The organism is Haliovirga abyssi (genome assembly GCF_030295325.1).
Taxonomy (GTDB): domain Bacteria; phylum Fusobacteriota; class Fusobacteriia; order Fusobacteriales; family Haliovirgaceae; genus Haliovirga; species Haliovirga abyssi.
The window spans coordinates 1388651-1407629 of sequence record NZ_AP027059.1 but is presented as its reverse complement, the minus strand read 5'-3'; the positions used below and the strand labels follow the sequence as shown (position 1 = coordinate 1407629).

Below are 18979 nucleotides of genomic sequence, written 5' to 3'. Positions count from 1 at the left end.
TATGAGAAAAATAAGAATAAGTGTTTTAATTTTAATGTTGAGTTTAATTTCTTTTGGATGTATTAATAAGGAAGTTAATAAGGATGAAAATAGTAATCAAAATAGTAATCAAAATAGTAATCAAAATAGTAATCAAAATAGTAATCAAAATAATTTGGAAGTTAAAGAAACAAATGATTTAGTAGTAGATTGGGCTAAGAATGCCGTGTTTTATGAGGTATTTGTGAGAAGCTTTTATGATGGGAATGGAGATGGAATAGGGGATTTTAAAGGTTTGAAAGATAAAATAAGCTATTTTAAAGAACTTGGAGTGAATGCATTATGGCTTATGCCAATAACAAAATCTCCAAGTTATCATGGATATGATACAACTGATTATTATGAAACAGAGCCAGATTATGGTACTTTGACTGAATTTCATGATTTCTTAAAAGCAGCTCATAAAAATGGGATAAAAGTAATAATGGATTTAGTAGCTAACCATACTTCAATAGATAATAAATGGTTTTTAGAATCTCAAAAGACAGAATCGAATAAATATACAAATTATTATGTATGGGCTACGGAATATGATGCTCTAAACGAAAAAGAACATTGGTATCTTCTAAACAATAAATATTATTATGCTATATTTTGGAGTGGGATGCCTGATTTGAATTATAGAAATGAAGCTGTAAAAACTGAAATGAAAAATATAGCTAAGTTTTGGATTGATCCTAATAAAGATGGAGACTTATCAGATGGTGTAGATGGATTTAGACTTGATGCGGCTATGCATATAGATAAAGATGCAAATATTACACATAACTGGTGGAGAGAATTTAATAGGACGGTAAAATCAATTAATAAAAATGCTTTTATAGTTGGAGAAAATTGGACTAATGAGAAAAATATTGCGCCATTTTATAAAGATATGGATTCATCTTTTGATTTTCCTATTCATGGTAAATTAATAACGTTTGCAAATGGAGAATATGTAGATATAGTCGGAAAATTAAAAAATATAAGAGATACATATAAACAAGCTAATAGTAATTTTACAGATTCTACATTTTTAACAAATCATGATATGGGTAGAGTTGCAAGTGATTTAGGTAATAATATTGGAAAAGAAAAATTAGCAGCAGCGGCTTTATTAACATTACCTGGAACTCCATTTATTTATTATGGAGAAGAATTAGGGCAATTGGGAAAAGGAGAAGATGATAACAAAAGAGAACCTTTTGATTGGTATAGATCAGCTAGCGGAACAGGTATGACCGATATGTCAAAAGGTGGATTTTTTAATCCAATGATATATACAAAAGCTAATGATAATATATCTTATGAAGAGGAAAAAGATAATTCTGAAAGTTTGTTTAATTGGTATAAAAAATTAATAAAAATAAGAAAAGAAAACTCAATTTTTGTAACAGGAGATTATAACGTTGTGAATTTAGGAAGTAGTTTATATGCTTATACAATTGAAGATATAAATGTTGGATATAAATTATTAGTTGTAGACAATAAAATGGATACAGCTCAAGAGTTAGAAGTAACAAATAACACGACAGAGTTAATAAGTGGTGGAGATTTTATAATTGGAAATAAACTCAAAATAAATGGGTATGGAACTAAGATATTTAAATATAATGATAGTTTACCTGTAAAAATTTCAGATGAAGCAGAAACGTATAAAATAAAACTCCATTATAATAGACGTAATGGAGATTATGATGGATGGGGCCTTCATTTGTGGGGAGGAGCAGTAAGTGCAGAAACAGATTGGCTAAAACCTAAAATGTCAGATGGAATTGATGATTTTGGAGCATATTTTGACATATCGGTAATAGATAAAAGTCAACCCTTAAATTATATACCTCATAATGGTGATAAAAAGGATTTAGATATAGATAGAAGATTTCCAGATTTAGAAAAATATAGTGAATTTTGGATATATAAAGGAGATAAAAATACATATGTTTCAAATAACGAAAGCGATATAAAAAATATTGAGATAACTCCAAATGCTGAGCAAATAGTAGAGAGAGGAGAAACAATTTCTTTTAATGCAAATGCGAAAGATATAAATGGAGAATATGTATATAGCAAAAATATAAGTTTTGAGGTTGAAGCTGGAGATGGAGCTGGGACAGTAGATACAAATGGAAAATTTACAGCAACTGAAATAGGAAATGTAAAAATTAGAGCTAAGTTAGGAGATAAATATTCTGATTATATAAATATAAAAATTATAGCTCCTGAAGCAAAAAAAATAACATATAATGATATAGTATATAATGGAAAAGGTGAAGTTATAGATAGTTCTTCACCAATAAATTATGTTTATAATGATCCTTTAGGAAGCATATTAGTAAGTGAACCAAAAGAAAGAAGTTTTAATGCTGATGGATTTTTCAGGATAAAAGGGAGTTCAACTTATAAAGATGATTATCAATTTTTAAGAATTCAATTGATAAAAGGTGATTATAAATTAAAAGATTATACTAATACTGATGATTTTGCTAATTCAGTATCTAATGCAAAAGAGCAAACTGAATATTGGGTAAAAGATACATTTAAAAAAAATATATGGCTTAGATTTGGGAAAGGAGAATATACATTGTTTGTTTATAAAACTCAATTATCTAATAATAATTTGAATTATACAGGTGATATAGGAATAGATAGTGGAATAGGATATAGTTATTGGGTACCAATTTATGAATTTCATATAATAAATACAAGAGATGAAGATGGTAAATTTTATTATCCTTCAGATCCATTAGAGTCAGATAGTTTAATTATAAAAAATAAAGCATTAGAATTAACAAATGGGGTAACTAACACTAAAGATAAAATAAAAAAAATTAATGATTTTGTAGTAAACAGTTTAACATATGATTTTGATTCTTTAGAAGATGGAAAAAGAAAAAAACAAGATGCGATAACTTGTATGAATACAGGATTAGCTGTATGCGAGGGATATACTTCGCTGTTTGATGCCTTATTAAGAGCAAGTGGAATAAAAGCTAAAGCAATAAGTGGATATGGAATAGAAAGTGATGGTTCTAAAGCTGCTCATGCTTGGTCAGAAGTATATGTAGCAGAAGAGGACAAATGGTATTTTGTGGACACCACTTGGGATGACTATAAAGATATGACCTCATATGCATATTATATGTTAGACGAGACTCCAAAAGATCATGAAAAATTAGGAGAAAGAATATATAGAAATAATATGAAGAAGACGGGGGAATATTCGAGGTATGATTATTTGAATATGACATATTAGTGAAGAATTTTGCCATAAAATATGTAATGATTTTAGTATTTTTATGCCAAAATATAAGAAACTTATTTTTTTAATGTTCTTTAATAACTTAACTATTTATATTTTTTGATTTTTATGTTATAATTTTTTTGTAAAACAAAAAAACTTGAGAGGAGATATAATATGTTAATATCAAAAGTTAAAGAAATAAAAATTTCAGAAAATGTAAAGATTGGTGGTCAAAAACATTTTACATTAATTGCAGGACCTTGTGTAATAGAATCAGAAGAATTAGTATTAGAGGTTGCTGGAAAAATAAAAGATATAACAACAAAACTTGGAATAGATTATATATTTAAAGCTTCATTTGATAAAGCTAATAGAAGTTCAATACATTCATTTAGAGGACCAGGTGTAGATAAAGGATTGGAAATTTTACAAAAAGTTAAAGATAAATTTAATATTCCTGTAATTACAGATATTCATGAACCTTGGCAAGCAGAAAAAGTAGCAGAAGTGGCAGATATATTACAAATACCAGCTTTTTTATGTAGACAGACAGATCTGTTAATTGCAGCAGCAAAAACAGGAAAACCAATAAGTGTGAAAAAAGGGCAATTTTTAGCACCTTGGGATATGAAAAATGTAGTGAAAAAATTAGAAGAATCAGAAAATAAAAACATAATGCTTACAGAAAGAGGAGCTATGTTTGGATATAATAATATGGTAGTGGATATGAGAAGCCTTATGGAAATGAGAAAATTTGGATATCCTATTATTTTTGATGCGACACATTCAGTACAAAAACCTGGTGGACAAGGAGATACTACAGGTGGAGATAGAGAATATGTTTATCCGTTAATGAGAGCAGCTCTTGCAATAGGAGTTGATGCTATATTTGCAGAAGTACATCCAGATCCAGATAATGCAAAATCAGATGGACCAAATATGTTAAGATTGGATGATTTAGAAGATATATTAATAAAATCATTGGAGATAGACAAAATAATAAAAGAGTTATAAAGGATTTAAAAAAATATTATAAAATTTAAAGGCTATTTTTAAGCCATTCCTAAATTATAATGAGGTGTAATGTGAATATATTAAAAGAAGGCAAAAAAGTTTTTGAATTAGAAATAGAAGAACTTAATAATGTAAAAGATAAAATGGATAATGAATTTGAAAGAGCAGTAAATGAAATTTATAATTGTAAAGGAAAAGTTATATTGACTGGAATAGGAAAATCAGGTTTAATTGCTAAAAAAATAGCAGCTACACTGTCATCAACAGGGACTCAATCTATATTTATGCATTCAGCAGAAGGAATTCATGGGGATTTAGGAGTTGTTAGAAAAGAGGATTTAGTAATTGCAATCTCAAATAGTGGGAATAGTGAAGAAGTTATAGCAATAATGCCGGCAATAAAAAAAATAGGTGCTAAAATTATAGGAATGACAGGAAATAAAAAATCTTATGTTGGTAAAAATGCAGACATAGCATTAGATATTGGAGTAAAAAAAGAGGCGTGCCCTCTTAATTTAGCACCAACATCATCAACTACAGCAACACTTGTTATGGGAGATGCTATATCTACAGTTTTAATTAAAATGAAAGGCTTCAAAGAAGAAAATTTTGCATTATATCATCCAGGAGGCAGTTTAGGAAAAAGACTTTTATTAACAGTTGAAGATTTGATGCATTCTGGAAAAGAGTTGCCTATATTAAATTTAGATGAAAAAATAGAAAAAATCATTTTAGAATTGACAAATAAAAAAATGGGAGCAGTTTGTGTAGTGCAAAGTGGAGAATTCAAAGGGATAATAACAGAGGGAGATATTAGAAGAGCTTTGATGCAAAGGGATAGTTTTTTTAAATTTACTGCAAAAGATATAATGAATTCTAATCCAATATCAGTAAATAAAGATATGATGGCTATTGAAGCACTGAAAATAATGGAAAATAGAGAGAGTCAAATATCTGTTTTACCAGTGGTGGAAAGCAAAAAAATAGTTGGAATAATTAGAATTCATGATCTAATTGGTAAGGTGAAATAATTCTTGATTGATATAGTAATAAATTCTTGACAATATATCTTAAAAGTAGTATAATTATTTTAATTGTTAGGAAGCTGTAAATTTATTCAGAAATGGCTTAAAAATAACAAAAAGTAAAAAAATAAATTATAAAAAACATAGGAGGAAAAAACAATGGCAAAAGTAACTACAGATATGAATATTTTAGAGGCAGTACAAAAATATCCTGAAATAAATGGAGTTTTCGCAAAATATGGATTAGGATGTATAGGATGTATGGTAGCAGCAGGAGAATCAATAGGAGAAGGAATTAGTGCTCATGGTTTGAATGCGGATGTAATAGTTGATGAAATTAATGAAATTTTAGGAGATGAATAATAAAAAGAGAGCCATTTAGGTTCTCTTTTTTTTTAGGAGGAATAATAGATATGATATATAGAAAATTAGGAAAAACTGATTTAGAATTATCTTTAATAGGATATGGAGGATGGCAGTTAGGAGAGCATGGATGGGGAAAATGGGATATAAATAGTGCTGCAAAATTATTAGAAATATGTTATGAAAATGGAATTAACTTTTATGATACAGCTCCAATTTATGGATTTGGTAAATCTGAAGAAAGAATAGGAGAAATATTTAAAGGAGCAAGAGAAAAAATTGTAATTGCAACAAAATTTGGATTAGTATGGAATGATACAAAATGGATATCTCATGATTTATCTAGGAGCTCCATTTTGAGAGAAGTGGAATTAAGTCTTAAAAGATTAAAAACTGATTATATAGATATTTATCAAGTACATTGGCTAGATAGTAAAACACCTTTAGAAGAACTATTTGAAACTTTAAATTATTTAAAGAAAAATGGAGTAATAAAACATATTGGCGTATGTAATTTTGATATAAAAAATTTAGAGAAATCTTTAAAATTTTCTGAAATAGTATCTATTCAAAATCAATATAATATGTTACAAACAGAAGTAGAAAAAAATATTTTACCATTTTGTAAAGAAAATAATATAAGTTTTATTCCATATAGTCCATTAGCACAAGGATTGCTTACTGGGGGAATAGACGAAAATTTTAAACTTAGTAAAAAGGATGCAAGAAAGTTTAATCCTTTATTTAACGATAAAATAAAATTTAGTGATTCTATAAATTTTGTGAAAAAATTAAAAAAGCCAGTTAGTAAGACTGCATTAGATTATTTAATAAAAAGGGAGGAAGTAGTTTCTGTCATAGTAGGTTCAAGGAAAGTGGAACATTTATTGGAAAATTTAAAAGTGTTGGAGAATTATTAAGGGTTAAATTTATTTTTTTACAATTATTTTAAAGTATTAAAATTGACTAATTATTGAAATAATTTACAGTATATGTTATAATTCTATAAATATTATACTATATTTAATAAAAAATACAATTAGGGGACAAAATGAAATTTTTATCATATATTTATAAATTTATAATAAATTTTAGAAATTATTTATATAAAATTAATATATTAAAATCTAAAGGAATAGATGGTGTAAAAATAATTTGTATTGGGAATATAACAGTTGGTGGAACAGGAAAAACTCCAACAGTTCAATACTTAGTTAAAAAAATGAAAAAAAACCATAAAATAGCAATAGTATTAAGGGGATATAAAGGAAAAAGAAAAGTCGATCCATTAATTATAAGTAATAGAGAAAAAATAATTGCTAAATTGTATGAGTCTGGAGAAGAAGCTTATTTCCATGCAAAAACTATGAAAAATATTCCAGTTATAGTTGGAAAAAATAGATATGAAGCATGTAAATTGGCAGTTGATAAATTTGAAGTGGATACAATAATTTTAGATGATGGATTTCAACATTTGAAATTAAAAAGAGATGAAAATATAATTTTAATAGATGCAACTAACCCTTTTGGGAATGGATATATGTTGCCATATGGTATATTAAGAGAGCCGTTAGAAGGATTAGAAAGAGCTGACAAATTTATAATAACAAAATCAAATCTTGTAGATGAAAATAAAATTAATTTAATAAAAAAAGAGTTAGAGAAATATAATAAAGATATATTATTAGCAAAACATAGTGCTAAATATATATATGATTTGAAATTAGAAAAACGAAAATTGGATTTTATAAAAGGTAAATCAATTTTATTAGTATCTGGATTAGGGAATCCAAAATCTTTTGAAAATACAGTTATGGAATTTGATCCTAAAAAGATAAAAAGAGTTGATTATCCAGATCATTATAGTTATAATATTGAGGATATAAAAGGTATTACAGAGATAAAAAATAAAGAAAATTTTGATATTATTTTAACTACTGAAAAAGATTTTATAAAATTTCCGTTAGAGGATATTGAGAATGATGTAGTAATAAGAAAAGAGAAAGAAAAAATTTTTGTGTTAAAAATAGAATTTGAAACAGTATAAAAAATTTAGAAATAATTTGAATATAAGTTGATGTTATATTTTAAACGTTATTTAGTGTATTATAATTAAGCTTTCATAAAGGAGAAAATAGAATGAGAGAAAAAATAGAAAAAGCTATGTTAGAAAAAGATTACAGGGAAATTACAGAGATATATATGGAAAAAGGGATTGTCCCAATTTTAGAAATTTTTTCAGAATATGCTAATTGGAGAAGTTATTTTAAAATTAAATTAGATGGAGAAATAGTGGAAAAAGATATTAATTTAATGTTACCTTTAATTAATAATATTTTGGATACAAAAAATAGAGATGAGATAGAAAAGAATTTTAAAATAATATTAGATAATTATATATTAAAAATTGAAAGAGAAAAGGTAAAAAAGAAAATAGATAGATTAAGCTCAAAAGAGATTGATAAAATAGAAAAGAATTTTTTTAATTTATTACAAAAAAATGAACAAGCTCAAGTTATTAGATATGGGAATGAGCTGTTTTTTAGAAATAAAGAAAAATTTTATGAAACTATTTTATTTTATTCACTAATTAATAATAAAAATAAAACTTTACCATTAATTGTATTGTCAATGATAAATATTATAGAAAAAGTTGGGAAAGAAAACTATTTTTATCCGTTTATAATTGGAATGAGATTATTAGGAAGATACCCTAATGAATTTAATGAATATGAAGAAGCTGTAAATAAAGATGGAATTGAATATGATGAAATATCTAAAGAGATAGAAACAGAAAAAATAGATATAGAAAATTATGGATATTTAAAAGGATTAAAATATTTTAACGAAAATTTTAATCATCCTAAGAAAAACATTATAAATATATTAGGAATGGAATACATAGAAAAAAGGGGGATGTAATAGGTGGATTGCCCAAAATGTGGTAGCGAAATAAAAAATGGAATATGTGAAAAATGTGAAAAAAGATTTTATGATATTTTGCTAGAAGAATCAGAATTACTACAAGTAAAAAGGGACTATGATAAAGCTCTGGAATATTTAAAAGAAGCTAGAAAATTAGCTAAAACAGAAGATGAAGAGAATGAAGTAGAAAGAGTAATAAAAGGGATACAGTTTAGCAGATTTGATTTGTCGGGGGATATTTTAAAAAGTCATAATGTTGGCGATAGTAAAAAAACAATAAAAAAGGAATCGTATATATATAGTGGATTTAAAAAAATGTTAGTTATATCATTGTTAATTTTTTTGATATTTGGTGGAATTGAAATTGGGAAAATTTTGTATTATAAAAATATAAAAATTTCAGATAAAGTGATTAATAATAGAAAATTGGATATAGCTTTTTTATTTCACTTAAATCAAGGAAGTAATCCACATGCAGATATTGCAGATAAAGTAACATATTATAATTTAATAAAAACTCTAAGAAAACATCCTAGTTTAAAATTTAATTTACATATTTCAGGGACTTTAATTCAAGATTTATTATGGTATAATCCTGAAACAATAAAATTAATTAAAGATGGAATAAAAAGTGGACAATTTGAAATCTTAGGAAGTACATACGCTCAAAATGTTATGTATTCAACAGATGAACAATCGAATATATGGCAAATAGAAGAACATAAAAGAATTATAAAAAAAGTTTTTGGAGTAAATCCAGTAGGATTTTGGAATGCTGAAAGAACTTGGAATCAAAATATAACAAAATTAGTTTTGAAATATGGCTATAAATATACATTTGTAGAAAATCATATTTTAAAAGAATCAGGTGCAAAAGATGCAGATTGGGTATTAAGAACCACAGAAAATGGGAAACTAACTATTGTAAATGATGATACAAATTTTTTACCACTGGTAAACAATGCTATTGATACTGGAGACAATGAAGTTAAAAGAGATGAAAGAGGAGCAAATTTAACTGAAAAAAGTAAAAATTATAAAAAATTATTTAAATATATTAGAAAAATATATGAAAAAGATAAAAAAAGTGATTTTTTACTTAATTATGCAGATGATGCAGAAGTTACAGGACTTTGGGATTTTTCTAGTCAAAAAAATCCTGAATGGGATTTTGAAAATTTAGATTTTTTATTGACAAAATTAGAAAATAAAAAATGGATTAAGTTGGTAAAGTATAGTGATATATTATCTGAAAAAAAGGCAGAAGATATTACTCCAATAAAAGATGGATACGCTTCATGGATGGAAAAAGCTGCAAAAGGAGAAGGGCAATATTCAGAAAAAGGTTACGATGGGTGGTTTGATTTTAATAAAAATTCTCCAAAATTAGCTTATTATAGGAAATTACATAAAAAATATGAAAAATTTATTAATGAATATAAAAATAGTGATAAAAAAAATATAAAAAAATTAGTTGCTTTAGCAAAAGAAAATTTTTTATCACATCAATTTGAATTTGGATGTACTGGGATAGCAGGAACAGATGAAGAGTGGAAAAATGGGAGAAGATTAGGAGTTTGGGAAAATATAAAAACAGTTTCAGTTATAGAAGAAGCTGTTAAGGATATTGAAGAAAATATAAAAAATAAAATATATGAAAAAGATGTAAATATGGATAATATAAAAGAAGTTATTGTAGTAAATAATGATAATTTTTATGTTTTTTCTAAAGCAAGAGGAGGCAGACTTTTGTTTTGGTATGATTTGAAAACAGGAAAAGAAATTGTTGGTGGTGAGTTAGGAGTTCAATTAGGTGAAGAGTATTATGATGGTAATTTTCCTACGCAGCCGTTTTCTATAAAAAATAATATAAGATTTTTGAATGGAATGAATTCTGTATTAAATTATTTTGAAAAAAGAGTTTATCTAACAAGAGTTAAAGGACTAAATGAAAAGTTTGAATATGAAAATTCAGATAATAATAATTATAAAATAAGTGATTATTATAAAGCTGACATGGAAGTGGAATATAACGAAGATTATTTGATTTTTACAGCAGATAATTATAAAAAAGAAATAAAATTTACTAAAAATGGATTTGAAGTTGATTATCTCAATATATCAAATGATGTGAAAAATATAAATGTTAAATCAGAATTTGAACCAGGATATTTTACAATAGTTAATAATGGGAAAAAAGTTTTAGATATAAAAAATAGTAATAATAAAATAGAAATATTAAATAAAAAGGTTAATATAGGAATTGAAATAACGGTTCCAAAAGATGTTAAAATAAAAAACTATTATTCATTGTTTGGAATAGTTGCGGAGTTTGATTTGAAAAAAGAATATAAAATTTTGGTGGATAAAATTGAATAATTATGTAATAATTGATGGTAGATTTAAATCTATTGGGGAAGAATTGAAAAAATATGGATTTAATGTTATACTTACTAAAAAAAACATGAAAGTATATGATGCTATATCTTTTCATCCTGATATACAACTCTTTGTAGATGAAGAAGAAAAGAAAATATTTGTAGATAAACAATTTTATGAATATTATGCTAAAAGGATAAAAGGTTATGAGATTATTGAAGGGGAAGCTGTAGAAGGTGGATATCCTAATAGTGCAAAATATAATGCAGTTAAATTTGAAAAGAAAGTAGTACATAATTTTAAATATACTGAAAAAAATATATTAAAGCATATTGAAAAGAAAAAATATAAAAAAATAGATGTAAAGCAAGGATATACAAATTGTAATATAATTAATTTAAAAGACAAATTAATTACAGAAGATAATGGTATCTATAAAAATTTAAAAAATAGAGGAGAAAAGATATTAAAATTAAATAAAGTGGAAGTAGATTTAATAGGAATGAACTATGGATTTATTGGAGGAGCAACAGGATTTTTTGAAAATAAACTTTTTTTTACAGGTGAAATAAAAAAGAATCCTTACTATATAAAAATAAAAGAATTTGTTGGAAATAATGTGGAAATGGTTTCTCTTAATTTAGGGAGATTACAGGATGTAGGTACAATTATTTTTATGAGGGGGAATTGAGATGTTAAAATATGTTAAGGTAAAATCAATTTTAGTTGAGAATGGTTCTGTAGGAAAAGATGAAATAATAAAAAAATTAATAAACTCAATTTATGAAAATGAAGATATTATAATTAACAAAGATAATTTTTTAAAGAAGATATTTGAAAGAGAAGTTATGGGAACCACAGGAATTGGAAAAGGAGTAGCAGTGCCTCATGCAAGATGTGAAGATTTAAAGGATATAGTTCTTGCAATAGGAGTTTTAAAAAGGGCTATTGAATTTAATACTCCTGATGATGAAAAAGTAAATATTATAATTTTAGTTGGAGCACCAAAAGATAAAAATACAGAATATCTAAATTTATTATCATCTATTTCAAAAGCATTTAGAAATAGAGCGTTTAGGGATTCTATAATTGAATCAGAAACAGAAGGAGATATAATAGAAAATATAGCAAATTTTTTTGAAGGGTAAAAATTAATATGAAAGATTTAAAAAAAAAGAAAATAGGTATTTATGGTGGAAGTTTTAATCCAATTCATATGGGGCATCTAATTTTAGCGGAATGGATAAAAGATAGATATGATTTAGACGAAATATGGTTTATTCCAGTTGGAATCCCATCTCATAGAGAAAATAATTTAGTGAATTGGGAATTACGATATAAAATGGTAAAAGAATCAATTAAAGATAATCCTAAATTTAAAGTTTTAGATATTGAAATAAAAAAAGATGTAACTTCCTATACAATAGACACTTTAGTAGAATTAAAAAAAAGATATCCAGATTATAAGTTTTACGAAATAATAGGAGAAGATTCTGCCGAATATTTAGATAAGTGGAAAGATATAGAAAAACTTTTAACAATGTGTAAATTTATTGTAGTAAATAGAAAAGGATATAATTTTAAAAATATTTATGGTGAGAAAGTGAAAATCATATCATCACCAATAATTGAAATATCAGCAACAGAAATAAGAGAGAAAATAAAAAATGGGAAATCTATAAAATATTTAGTAAATGAGAATGTATTAGATATTATAAAAAAAGAAAAAATATACAAATGAAAAAGGTGATGATATGTCAAAACTAGAAGAAATGAAAGAAGAAAAATCATATAGAAAATATAAAAGATATGGAAAAATATTATATTTTATAAGTAAAATTATAAACAGAACGATAAATATGAAAGTGATTATTGAAAGTGATGATTATAATGAAAAAAACAATTACTTATATGGGTTTTGGCATGGTAGTATATTTTTACCAATGGTAAATATGACTAAAAATGGAAAAAAAATCGCTAATTTAGTTAGTCCTTCAAAAGATGGCGAAATAATTGCTACTATGCTTGAAATGTATGGGTATGAATTAGTAAGAGGGTCATCAAATAAAAACAATGTAAGAAGCTTAGTAAAATTAATAAAAATGGTAAAGAATGGTTATAGTGGTGGATTTGCAGTAGATGGGCCAAGAGGCCCTATATATAAAGTCAAACAGGGAATAGTATATACAGCTCAAAAAACTGGAATAGAAATTGTTCCATTAGCAGGTGTTTTTAAAAACAAATGGAGATTTAATTCTTGGGATAGTTTTCAATTTCCAAAACCATTTACAAAGGCAATATATATAATAGGGAAGCCGATTAAAATAGAAAAAGATATTTCTGTTGAAGAAGGAATAAAATTAGTAGAAGAAAGATTAATTGAATTAAATAAAAAAGCTGATATGATGTCATAAAGATAATGCTGTATCAGCTTTTTGATTTGTGTTTAAAGGATAAATTTATTCAGAGAAGAAGATATATTAAAAATATATAACTTTTTTAATATATCAGTCAAAAAAATTGAAGAATTTAAGAAAATAGTGTATAATAAACTGGTTGGTTTAGAAAAAAACAAAGCGGAGGAACAATGGAGAAATCAAAAGAATATAATAATATAAAATTAATAATTTCAATAATTTCAACGATAATAAATTTAGTTATAATATTTATATTGGGATTTTCAAAAATTGGTATATATATAAAAAATATCAGTGGTAATAATATTTTTTATTATGGATTAATTACAATTATAATATTTTTTATTTCTGAAATAGGTTTTTCTTATTATAGCGGATATTATTTAGAAAAAAAGAATAATTTGTCTAATGAGAATATAAAAAAATGGATTATAAAAACATTAAAAGAATTTGGGATAGGATTAGTTATAGGCGAAATTTTAATTGTTTCATTATATTTTTTTATAAAAATATCTAAAGATAGATGGTGGATATATTTTTATATTTTTATGATGATTATTAATATTATATTAGGAGTAATAGCTCCAACAGTAATATTACCTCTGTTTTATAAGTTTAAAGAACTTGATAATGAAAATCTAAAAAGTAAAATTTTAGATTTAACTTCAAAAGTAAAAGTAAAACTAGTTGGGATATATAAATTTGATTTGAGCAAAGAGACTAAAAAAGCGAATGCAGCATTTACTGGATTGGGAAAAAATAAAAGAATTATAATAGCAGATAATTTATTAAATGAATTTTCAGATGATGAAATTGTAGCAGTATTTGCACATGAAATGGGACATTTTGTAAAAAAACATATATTGAAACAAGTGGTAATTTCTTCAGTGATTATGTTTATATTGCTTTTTCTAATTAATAGTTATTTTTATTTAGATTATAATAATTTTATAGTAATATATCAAGTTGGATTCTATTTTTTTATATTTCAATTATTTATATCGTTTTTACTTAATTTGTATTCGAGAAAAAATGAAAAAGAAGCAGATTTATATGCTAAAGAGATAATGGGAACAGGAGAGTATTTAATAGAAGCTTTAAAAAAATTATCAAAACAAAATTTAGCAGATGAAAATCCAAATAAAATAATAGAATTCTTGACATATTCACATCCATCAATTGGAACAAGAATTAATTATTTAAAAGAGTAAAAATGAAAACAATTGACAATTGTCAGTTAAAAAAAGGAGAGTGGATAGTGAAAAAAGGAGATATAATTAACGTTAAAATAGATAAAATTGCTTTCGGTGGAGAAGGATTGGGCTTTTATGAAAATTTAGCAGTTTTTGTTCCAATGAGTGTGCCTGGAGATATTGTAAAAATAAAGATAATATCTGTGAAAAAAAATTATGCAAGAGGATTAATTGAAGAAATTTTAGAAAAATCTAGTGGTAGAATTGAACCAAGATGTAAATATTTTAATAAATGTGGTGGCTGTAACTTTATGATGATGGATTATAAAACTCAGTTAGATTGTAAAACAGATATTGTAAAAAATTTAATAAGAGATGAAAAAGTTATTGTTAATAAAACTTTAGGGTCGAAAAATTCATATAATTATAGGAATAAAGTTATACAACCATTTGGCACAAAAAATCATAAAATTATAAGTGGATTTTATATGAAAAAGACACATGAAGTTGTAGATATGGATAATTGTATAATTCAACCAAAAATTTCCAATAAAATTATAAGAAAAATAAAGGAAATTGCACAAAAACAGAGTATAACTATTTATAACGAAAAAAAACATTCAGGATTTTTAAGAAATGTAATGGTTAGAGTTAATAAAAAAAATGAAGCTATGGTGGTTTTTATAATTAATAGTAACAAATATGAAGTATTAAATCCATTGATAAAAAAATTAACTGATTCTATAAAAGAGATAAAATCAGTATATGTTTCTTTTAATACAATAAAAACAAATGTTGCTCTTGGGAAAAAAGTTAAAAGATTATATGGAGAATATTTTTTATATGAAGATATTTGTGGTTATAAATTTAGAATATCTCCAAAATCATTTTTTCAAATAAATTTATTTCAAACAGAAAGATTATATAATTTGGTGCTTGATCTGTTGGGAGATATTAAAAATAAAAATATTTTAGATGCCTATTCAGGAACTGGAACTATAAGTACATTAATGAGTAAACGAGCAAAATTTGTATATGGAATAGAAATGGTAGAAAGTTCTGTGAAAGATGCAAAATTAACTGCAAAAGAAAACAGCATTAAAAATGTAGAATTTATAACTGGAAAAGTTGAAGATGAAATTGATAAATTAAAAGATATTGATATAGTGGTTTTTGATCCACCAAGGAAAGGATTAGATAGCTCTATAATAAAAGTTTTGGGTAAAAGAAAAATAGAAAATATAATATATATATCATGTGATCCTTCTACTTTTATAAGAGATGTTAAGTTATTAGAGGAATATGGATATATATTAGAGGAAGTTCATCCGGTGGATATGTTTCCACAAACAAGCCATATAGAGGTAGTGGGGAAAATTAGACTTAAGAATGTTTAGGAACAACTTAAAAGCATAGTGTGAAACAATTTCAGCACAAAGGCTCAAAGCGTGCAAAGGTACACAAAGAAAAAAATTTAAAACCACAGGAAAAATATAGATTAAAACTGATAAACAAAAATTGGTGGCTAAAATTTTATAATTATTTGACACTATAATAAAACGTTAAAAATAAATTTATAATCTTTGGAGGGATATTTTAATGATAAAATTAGTAATGGGAATTGTACTTTCATATTTTATTGGAGCAATACCAAGTGGGGTAATAATAGGGAAAAAATTTAAAAATATTGATATAAGAGAACATGGAAGTAAAAATAGCGGAGCAACAAATGCATATAGAGTTTTAGGTGCAAAATTAGGGATAATAGTTTTTATTTTTGATGTTTTAAAAGGAATAATTCCAATTTTAATAGGAATGTCATTTAAGATAGCTCCGCATAATCTGGTTTATTTAGGTGTAGCAGCTATAATTGGGCATACTTTTTCTCCATATTTAAAATTTAAAGGAGGAAAGGGAGTTGCTACAAGTCTTGGAGTATTTTTAATATTAGTTCCTAAAACTATATTATTTGTATTTGGGGTATTTGCTATTATTGTTTATTTTTCAAAATATATCTCATTGGGATCTATAACAGCAGCATTTTTGTTTCCATTTGCAAATTATTTTTTTTATAAAAATAATAAAATAGAGGTAACTATATTGGGGGCATTAGTAGCAGCATATATTATATATAAACATAAATCAAATATAGGAAGATTATTAAAAGGTGAAGAAAATAAATTTAATTTCAAGAAAAAGTAAGGAGGCTAAATGGCTAAAATAGTGGTTATGGGAGCAGGAAGTTGGGGAACAACTCTTGCAATTTTACTTGCTAAAAAAGGGAATCAAGTTACTTTATGGGAATATAAGAAAGAAAGAGCAGAGAAATTAAAAAAGAATAGAGAAAATATAGATTATGTAAAAGGGATAAAATTTCCAGACACATTAGAAGTAACTAATGATATAAATGGATTATTAGATGGTTGTGAATATTTAATTTTTTCGATTCCGTCACAATTTTTAAGAGGAATTGTTTCAATGGTATCTGATCAAATAAAAGAAAATATGATATTAATTAATACTGGAAAAGGGATTGAAATTTCGACTCATGAAAGGCTTTCAGAAGTTATAAAAGATGAAATATTAGGAAAGTTTCATAATAATATAGTTGTGTTATCAGGGCCTACACATGCTGAAGAGGTTAGTAAAGAGTTTCCTTCAGCTATTGTTGCAGCCTCTAAAGATGAGAAAGTATCAAAAAAAGTTCAAGAACTATTTAATACAGATTTTTTTAGAGTTTATAGCAATAATGATTTAATAGGGGTAGAGATAGGAGGAGCATTAAAAAATTGTATAGCAATAGCAGCAGGGATTACTGATGGAATGGGATTTGGAGATAATTCTAAATCAGCAATAATAACGAGAGGTTTGGCTGAAATAATAAGATTTGGAGAGTATTTTGGAGCAGATTTTAAAACATTTTCAGGATTATCAGGAGTAGGGGATTTAATAACTACTTGCACAAGTAAACATAGTAGAAATAGATTTGTTGGAGAAAAATTGGGGGAAGGGAAAACAATAGAAGATATAATGAGAGAGATGATTATGGTGGCGGAAGGAGTTCCAACTGCAAAAGCTGTCCATGAAATTGCTAAAGAAAAAGGGATTGAAATGCCGGTGGTGGAATCAGTATATAAAATAATATATGAGAGCGAGAAGCCGAAAGTTATTTTACAAAAATTAATGTCTCGTGAACTAAAAGGAGAGTTTTATAAATGAAAAAAATATTAATAGTAGATGACGAGAAATATGCAAGATTTTTATATATGGAAATATTAGGGAAAAATTATGAATTTACAGAAGTTGAAGATGGAATTGAAGCAATTGAAGAATTAGAATCTGATACTTATGATCTAGCTTTGGTGGATTTAAATCTTCCGTTTATTAGAGGAGAAGAAGTAATAAAACAAGTAATTGGAAAGTTGAAGAAAACTAAAATAGTTATAATATCAGCATTAAAGCAAGAAGAATTAATTAAAGAATTAACAGAATTAGGGATTGTAGGATTAATAACTAAGCCGATTAATGATATTAAAGAGTTAAAAGAATCTGTAAAGAAGTGGTGCGAATGAAAAATGCACAAAATTTAATAAAACTTTATTTAAGTGATATAAAAGATTTTAAACTTTTAACTAAAGAAGAAGAATATAAATTAATAGAAGAGTCTAAGAAAGGAAATGAAGAAGCAAAAGAAGAGCTTATATTATCAAATTTAAAACTTGTGATAAAAATTGCTAAAGGGTATAGAAACAAAGGACTTAGTTTTATGGATTTGATTAGCGAAGGCAATATAGGGCTAATTTATGCTATAGAGAAATTTGATCTTTCAAGGGGGTTTAGATTTAGTACTTATGCTGTATGGTGGATAAAACAAACTATAACAAAGTCTATAATAAATAAAGGGAGAGGGATAAGAATTCCTTCATATAAACATGATATTTTAAATAAAATAAATATGTACATAGGGAAATATTTGTCGGTTTATGACAAGTATCCTTCACCAGAAGAAATTTCAGAAGAGTTAAATTTAGACAAAGATAAAGTTCATCAAATTTTGATAGAGTTTCAAGATATGGTATCTTTAAGTACATCAGTTGGGGAAGATATATTTTTAGAAGATATTATTCCAGAAAAAGAAAGCGAAATGTTAGAAGATGACATTTTAGATGAAGTTATAAAAGAAAACATTTCAAAGGAAATGGAAATTCTTAATGAAAGAGAACGGGATATAGTTATTTCTAGATTTGGTATGGGAGGAATAAAGCCTTTAACATTAGAGGAACTTGGTAAAAAATATGATATTACAAGAGAAAGAGTTAGACAGATAGAAAAAAAAGCATTAAAAAAATTGAAATCTGTTTTAAAAAAAGATTTGTTAGGGCTGAAATAGAGAAAGGAGTG

The 18979-nt window shown here is 25.6% G+C and carries 18 protein-coding genes; all 18 read left to right on the top strand.

Features of this window, described 5'->3' with window-relative positions; all coding sequences use genetic code 11:
- The first annotated feature begins 1 nt into the window (after position 1).
- Positions 2-3274 (top strand): alpha-amylase family glycosyl hydrolase, encoded by a 3273-nt coding sequence (locus tag RDY08_RS06280; protein WP_307903524.1) that lies wholly within the window; start codon positions 2-4, stop codon positions 3272-3274.
- 162 nt (positions 3275-3436) lie between these two features.
- On the top strand, positions 3437-4276 hold the full coding sequence (kdsA, locus tag RDY08_RS06275) for a 3-deoxy-8-phosphooctulonate synthase (RefSeq protein WP_307903523.1): 840 nt from the start codon (positions 3437-3439) through the stop codon (positions 4274-4276).
- A 59-nt stretch (positions 4277-4335) separates the two neighbouring features.
- On the top strand, positions 4336-5307 hold the full coding sequence (locus RDY08_RS06270) for a KpsF/GutQ family sugar-phosphate isomerase (protein WP_372339407.1): 972 nt from the start codon (positions 4336-4338) through the stop codon (positions 5305-5307).
- A 153-nt stretch (positions 5308-5460) separates the two neighbouring features.
- The gene (locus RDY08_RS06265; RefSeq protein ID WP_307903521.1) at positions 5461-5664 is read left to right on the top strand and encodes a DUF1858 domain-containing protein; all 204 of its coding nucleotides are present in this window, start codon (positions 5461-5463) and stop codon (positions 5662-5664) included.
- 50 nt (positions 5665-5714) lie between these two features.
- Positions 5715-6584 (top strand): aldo/keto reductase, encoded by an 870-nt coding sequence (locus RDY08_RS06260; protein ID WP_307903520.1) that lies wholly within the window; start codon positions 5715-5717, stop codon positions 6582-6584.
- Between the two features lie 131 nt (positions 6585-6715).
- The gene (gene lpxK, locus RDY08_RS06255; RefSeq protein ID WP_307903519.1) at positions 6716-7711 is read left to right on the top strand and encodes a tetraacyldisaccharide 4'-kinase; all 996 of its coding nucleotides are present in this window, start codon (positions 6716-6718) and stop codon (positions 7709-7711) included.
- Positions 7712-7803: 92 nt separating this feature from the next.
- A complete protein-coding gene (locus RDY08_RS06250) occupies positions 7804-8586 on the top strand; it encodes a hypothetical protein (protein ID WP_307903518.1) in 783 nt (260 codons plus the stop codon).
- A gap of 3 nt (positions 8587-8589) precedes the next feature.
- Positions 8590-10968 carry a glycoside hydrolase family 38 N-terminal domain-containing protein gene (locus tag RDY08_RS06245; protein WP_307903517.1) on the top strand — a complete coding sequence of 793 codons (2379 nt, stop codon included), beginning with the start codon at positions 8590-8592 and terminating at the stop codon, positions 10966-10968.
- Complete coding sequence (locus tag RDY08_RS06240; protein ID WP_307903516.1) at positions 10961-11659, top strand: DUF6873 family GME fold protein; 699 nt, start codon at positions 10961-10963, stop codon at positions 11657-11659. The genes RDY08_RS06245 and RDY08_RS06240 overlap by 8 nt, the downstream gene beginning before the upstream one ends.
- Position 11660: 1 nt before the next feature.
- Positions 11661-12116: a PTS sugar transporter subunit IIA gene (locus RDY08_RS06235; RefSeq protein ID WP_307903515.1), complete on the top strand. Its 456-nt coding sequence runs from the start codon at positions 11661-11663 to the stop codon at positions 12114-12116.
- Between the two features lie 8 nt (positions 12117-12124).
- Positions 12125-12709, top strand: coding sequence for a nicotinate-nucleotide adenylyltransferase (gene nadD / locus RDY08_RS06230; protein ID WP_307903514.1), 585 nt, complete (start codon positions 12125-12127; stop codon positions 12707-12709).
- A 13-nt stretch (positions 12710-12722) separates the two neighbouring features.
- Positions 12723-13382, top strand: a complete 660-nt coding sequence (locus RDY08_RS06225) for a lysophospholipid acyltransferase family protein (RefSeq protein WP_307903513.1) — start codon at positions 12723-12725, stop codon at positions 13380-13382.
- A 173-nt stretch (positions 13383-13555) separates the two neighbouring features.
- On the top strand, positions 13556-14596 hold the full coding sequence (locus tag RDY08_RS06220) for a M48 family metallopeptidase (RefSeq protein WP_307903512.1): 1041 nt from the start codon (positions 13556-13558) through the stop codon (positions 14594-14596).
- A gap of 47 nt (positions 14597-14643) precedes the next feature.
- Positions 14644-15975: a 23S rRNA (uracil(1939)-C(5))-methyltransferase RlmD gene (gene rlmD, locus RDY08_RS06215; RefSeq protein WP_307903511.1), complete on the top strand. Its 1332-nt coding sequence runs from the start codon at positions 14644-14646 to the stop codon at positions 15973-15975.
- Between the two features lie 202 nt (positions 15976-16177).
- Positions 16178-16780 (top strand): glycerol-3-phosphate 1-O-acyltransferase PlsY, encoded by a 603-nt coding sequence (plsY, locus tag RDY08_RS06210; RefSeq protein ID WP_307903510.1) that lies wholly within the window; start codon positions 16178-16180, stop codon positions 16778-16780.
- 9 nt (positions 16781-16789) lie between these two features.
- A complete protein-coding gene (locus RDY08_RS06205; RefSeq protein WP_307903509.1) occupies positions 16790-17797 on the top strand; it encodes an NAD(P)H-dependent glycerol-3-phosphate dehydrogenase in 1008 nt (335 codons plus the stop codon).
- Positions 17794-18150 (top strand): response regulator, encoded by a 357-nt coding sequence (locus RDY08_RS06200; RefSeq protein ID WP_307903508.1) that lies wholly within the window; start codon positions 17794-17796, stop codon positions 18148-18150. Before RDY08_RS06205 ends, RDY08_RS06200 begins: the two co-directional genes overlap by 4 nt.
- Positions 18147-18968, top strand: coding sequence for a sigma-70 family RNA polymerase sigma factor (locus RDY08_RS06195; RefSeq protein WP_307903507.1), 822 nt, complete (start codon positions 18147-18149; stop codon positions 18966-18968). The genes RDY08_RS06200 and RDY08_RS06195 overlap by 4 nt, the downstream gene beginning before the upstream one ends.
- Positions 18969-18979: the final 11 nt, after the last annotated feature.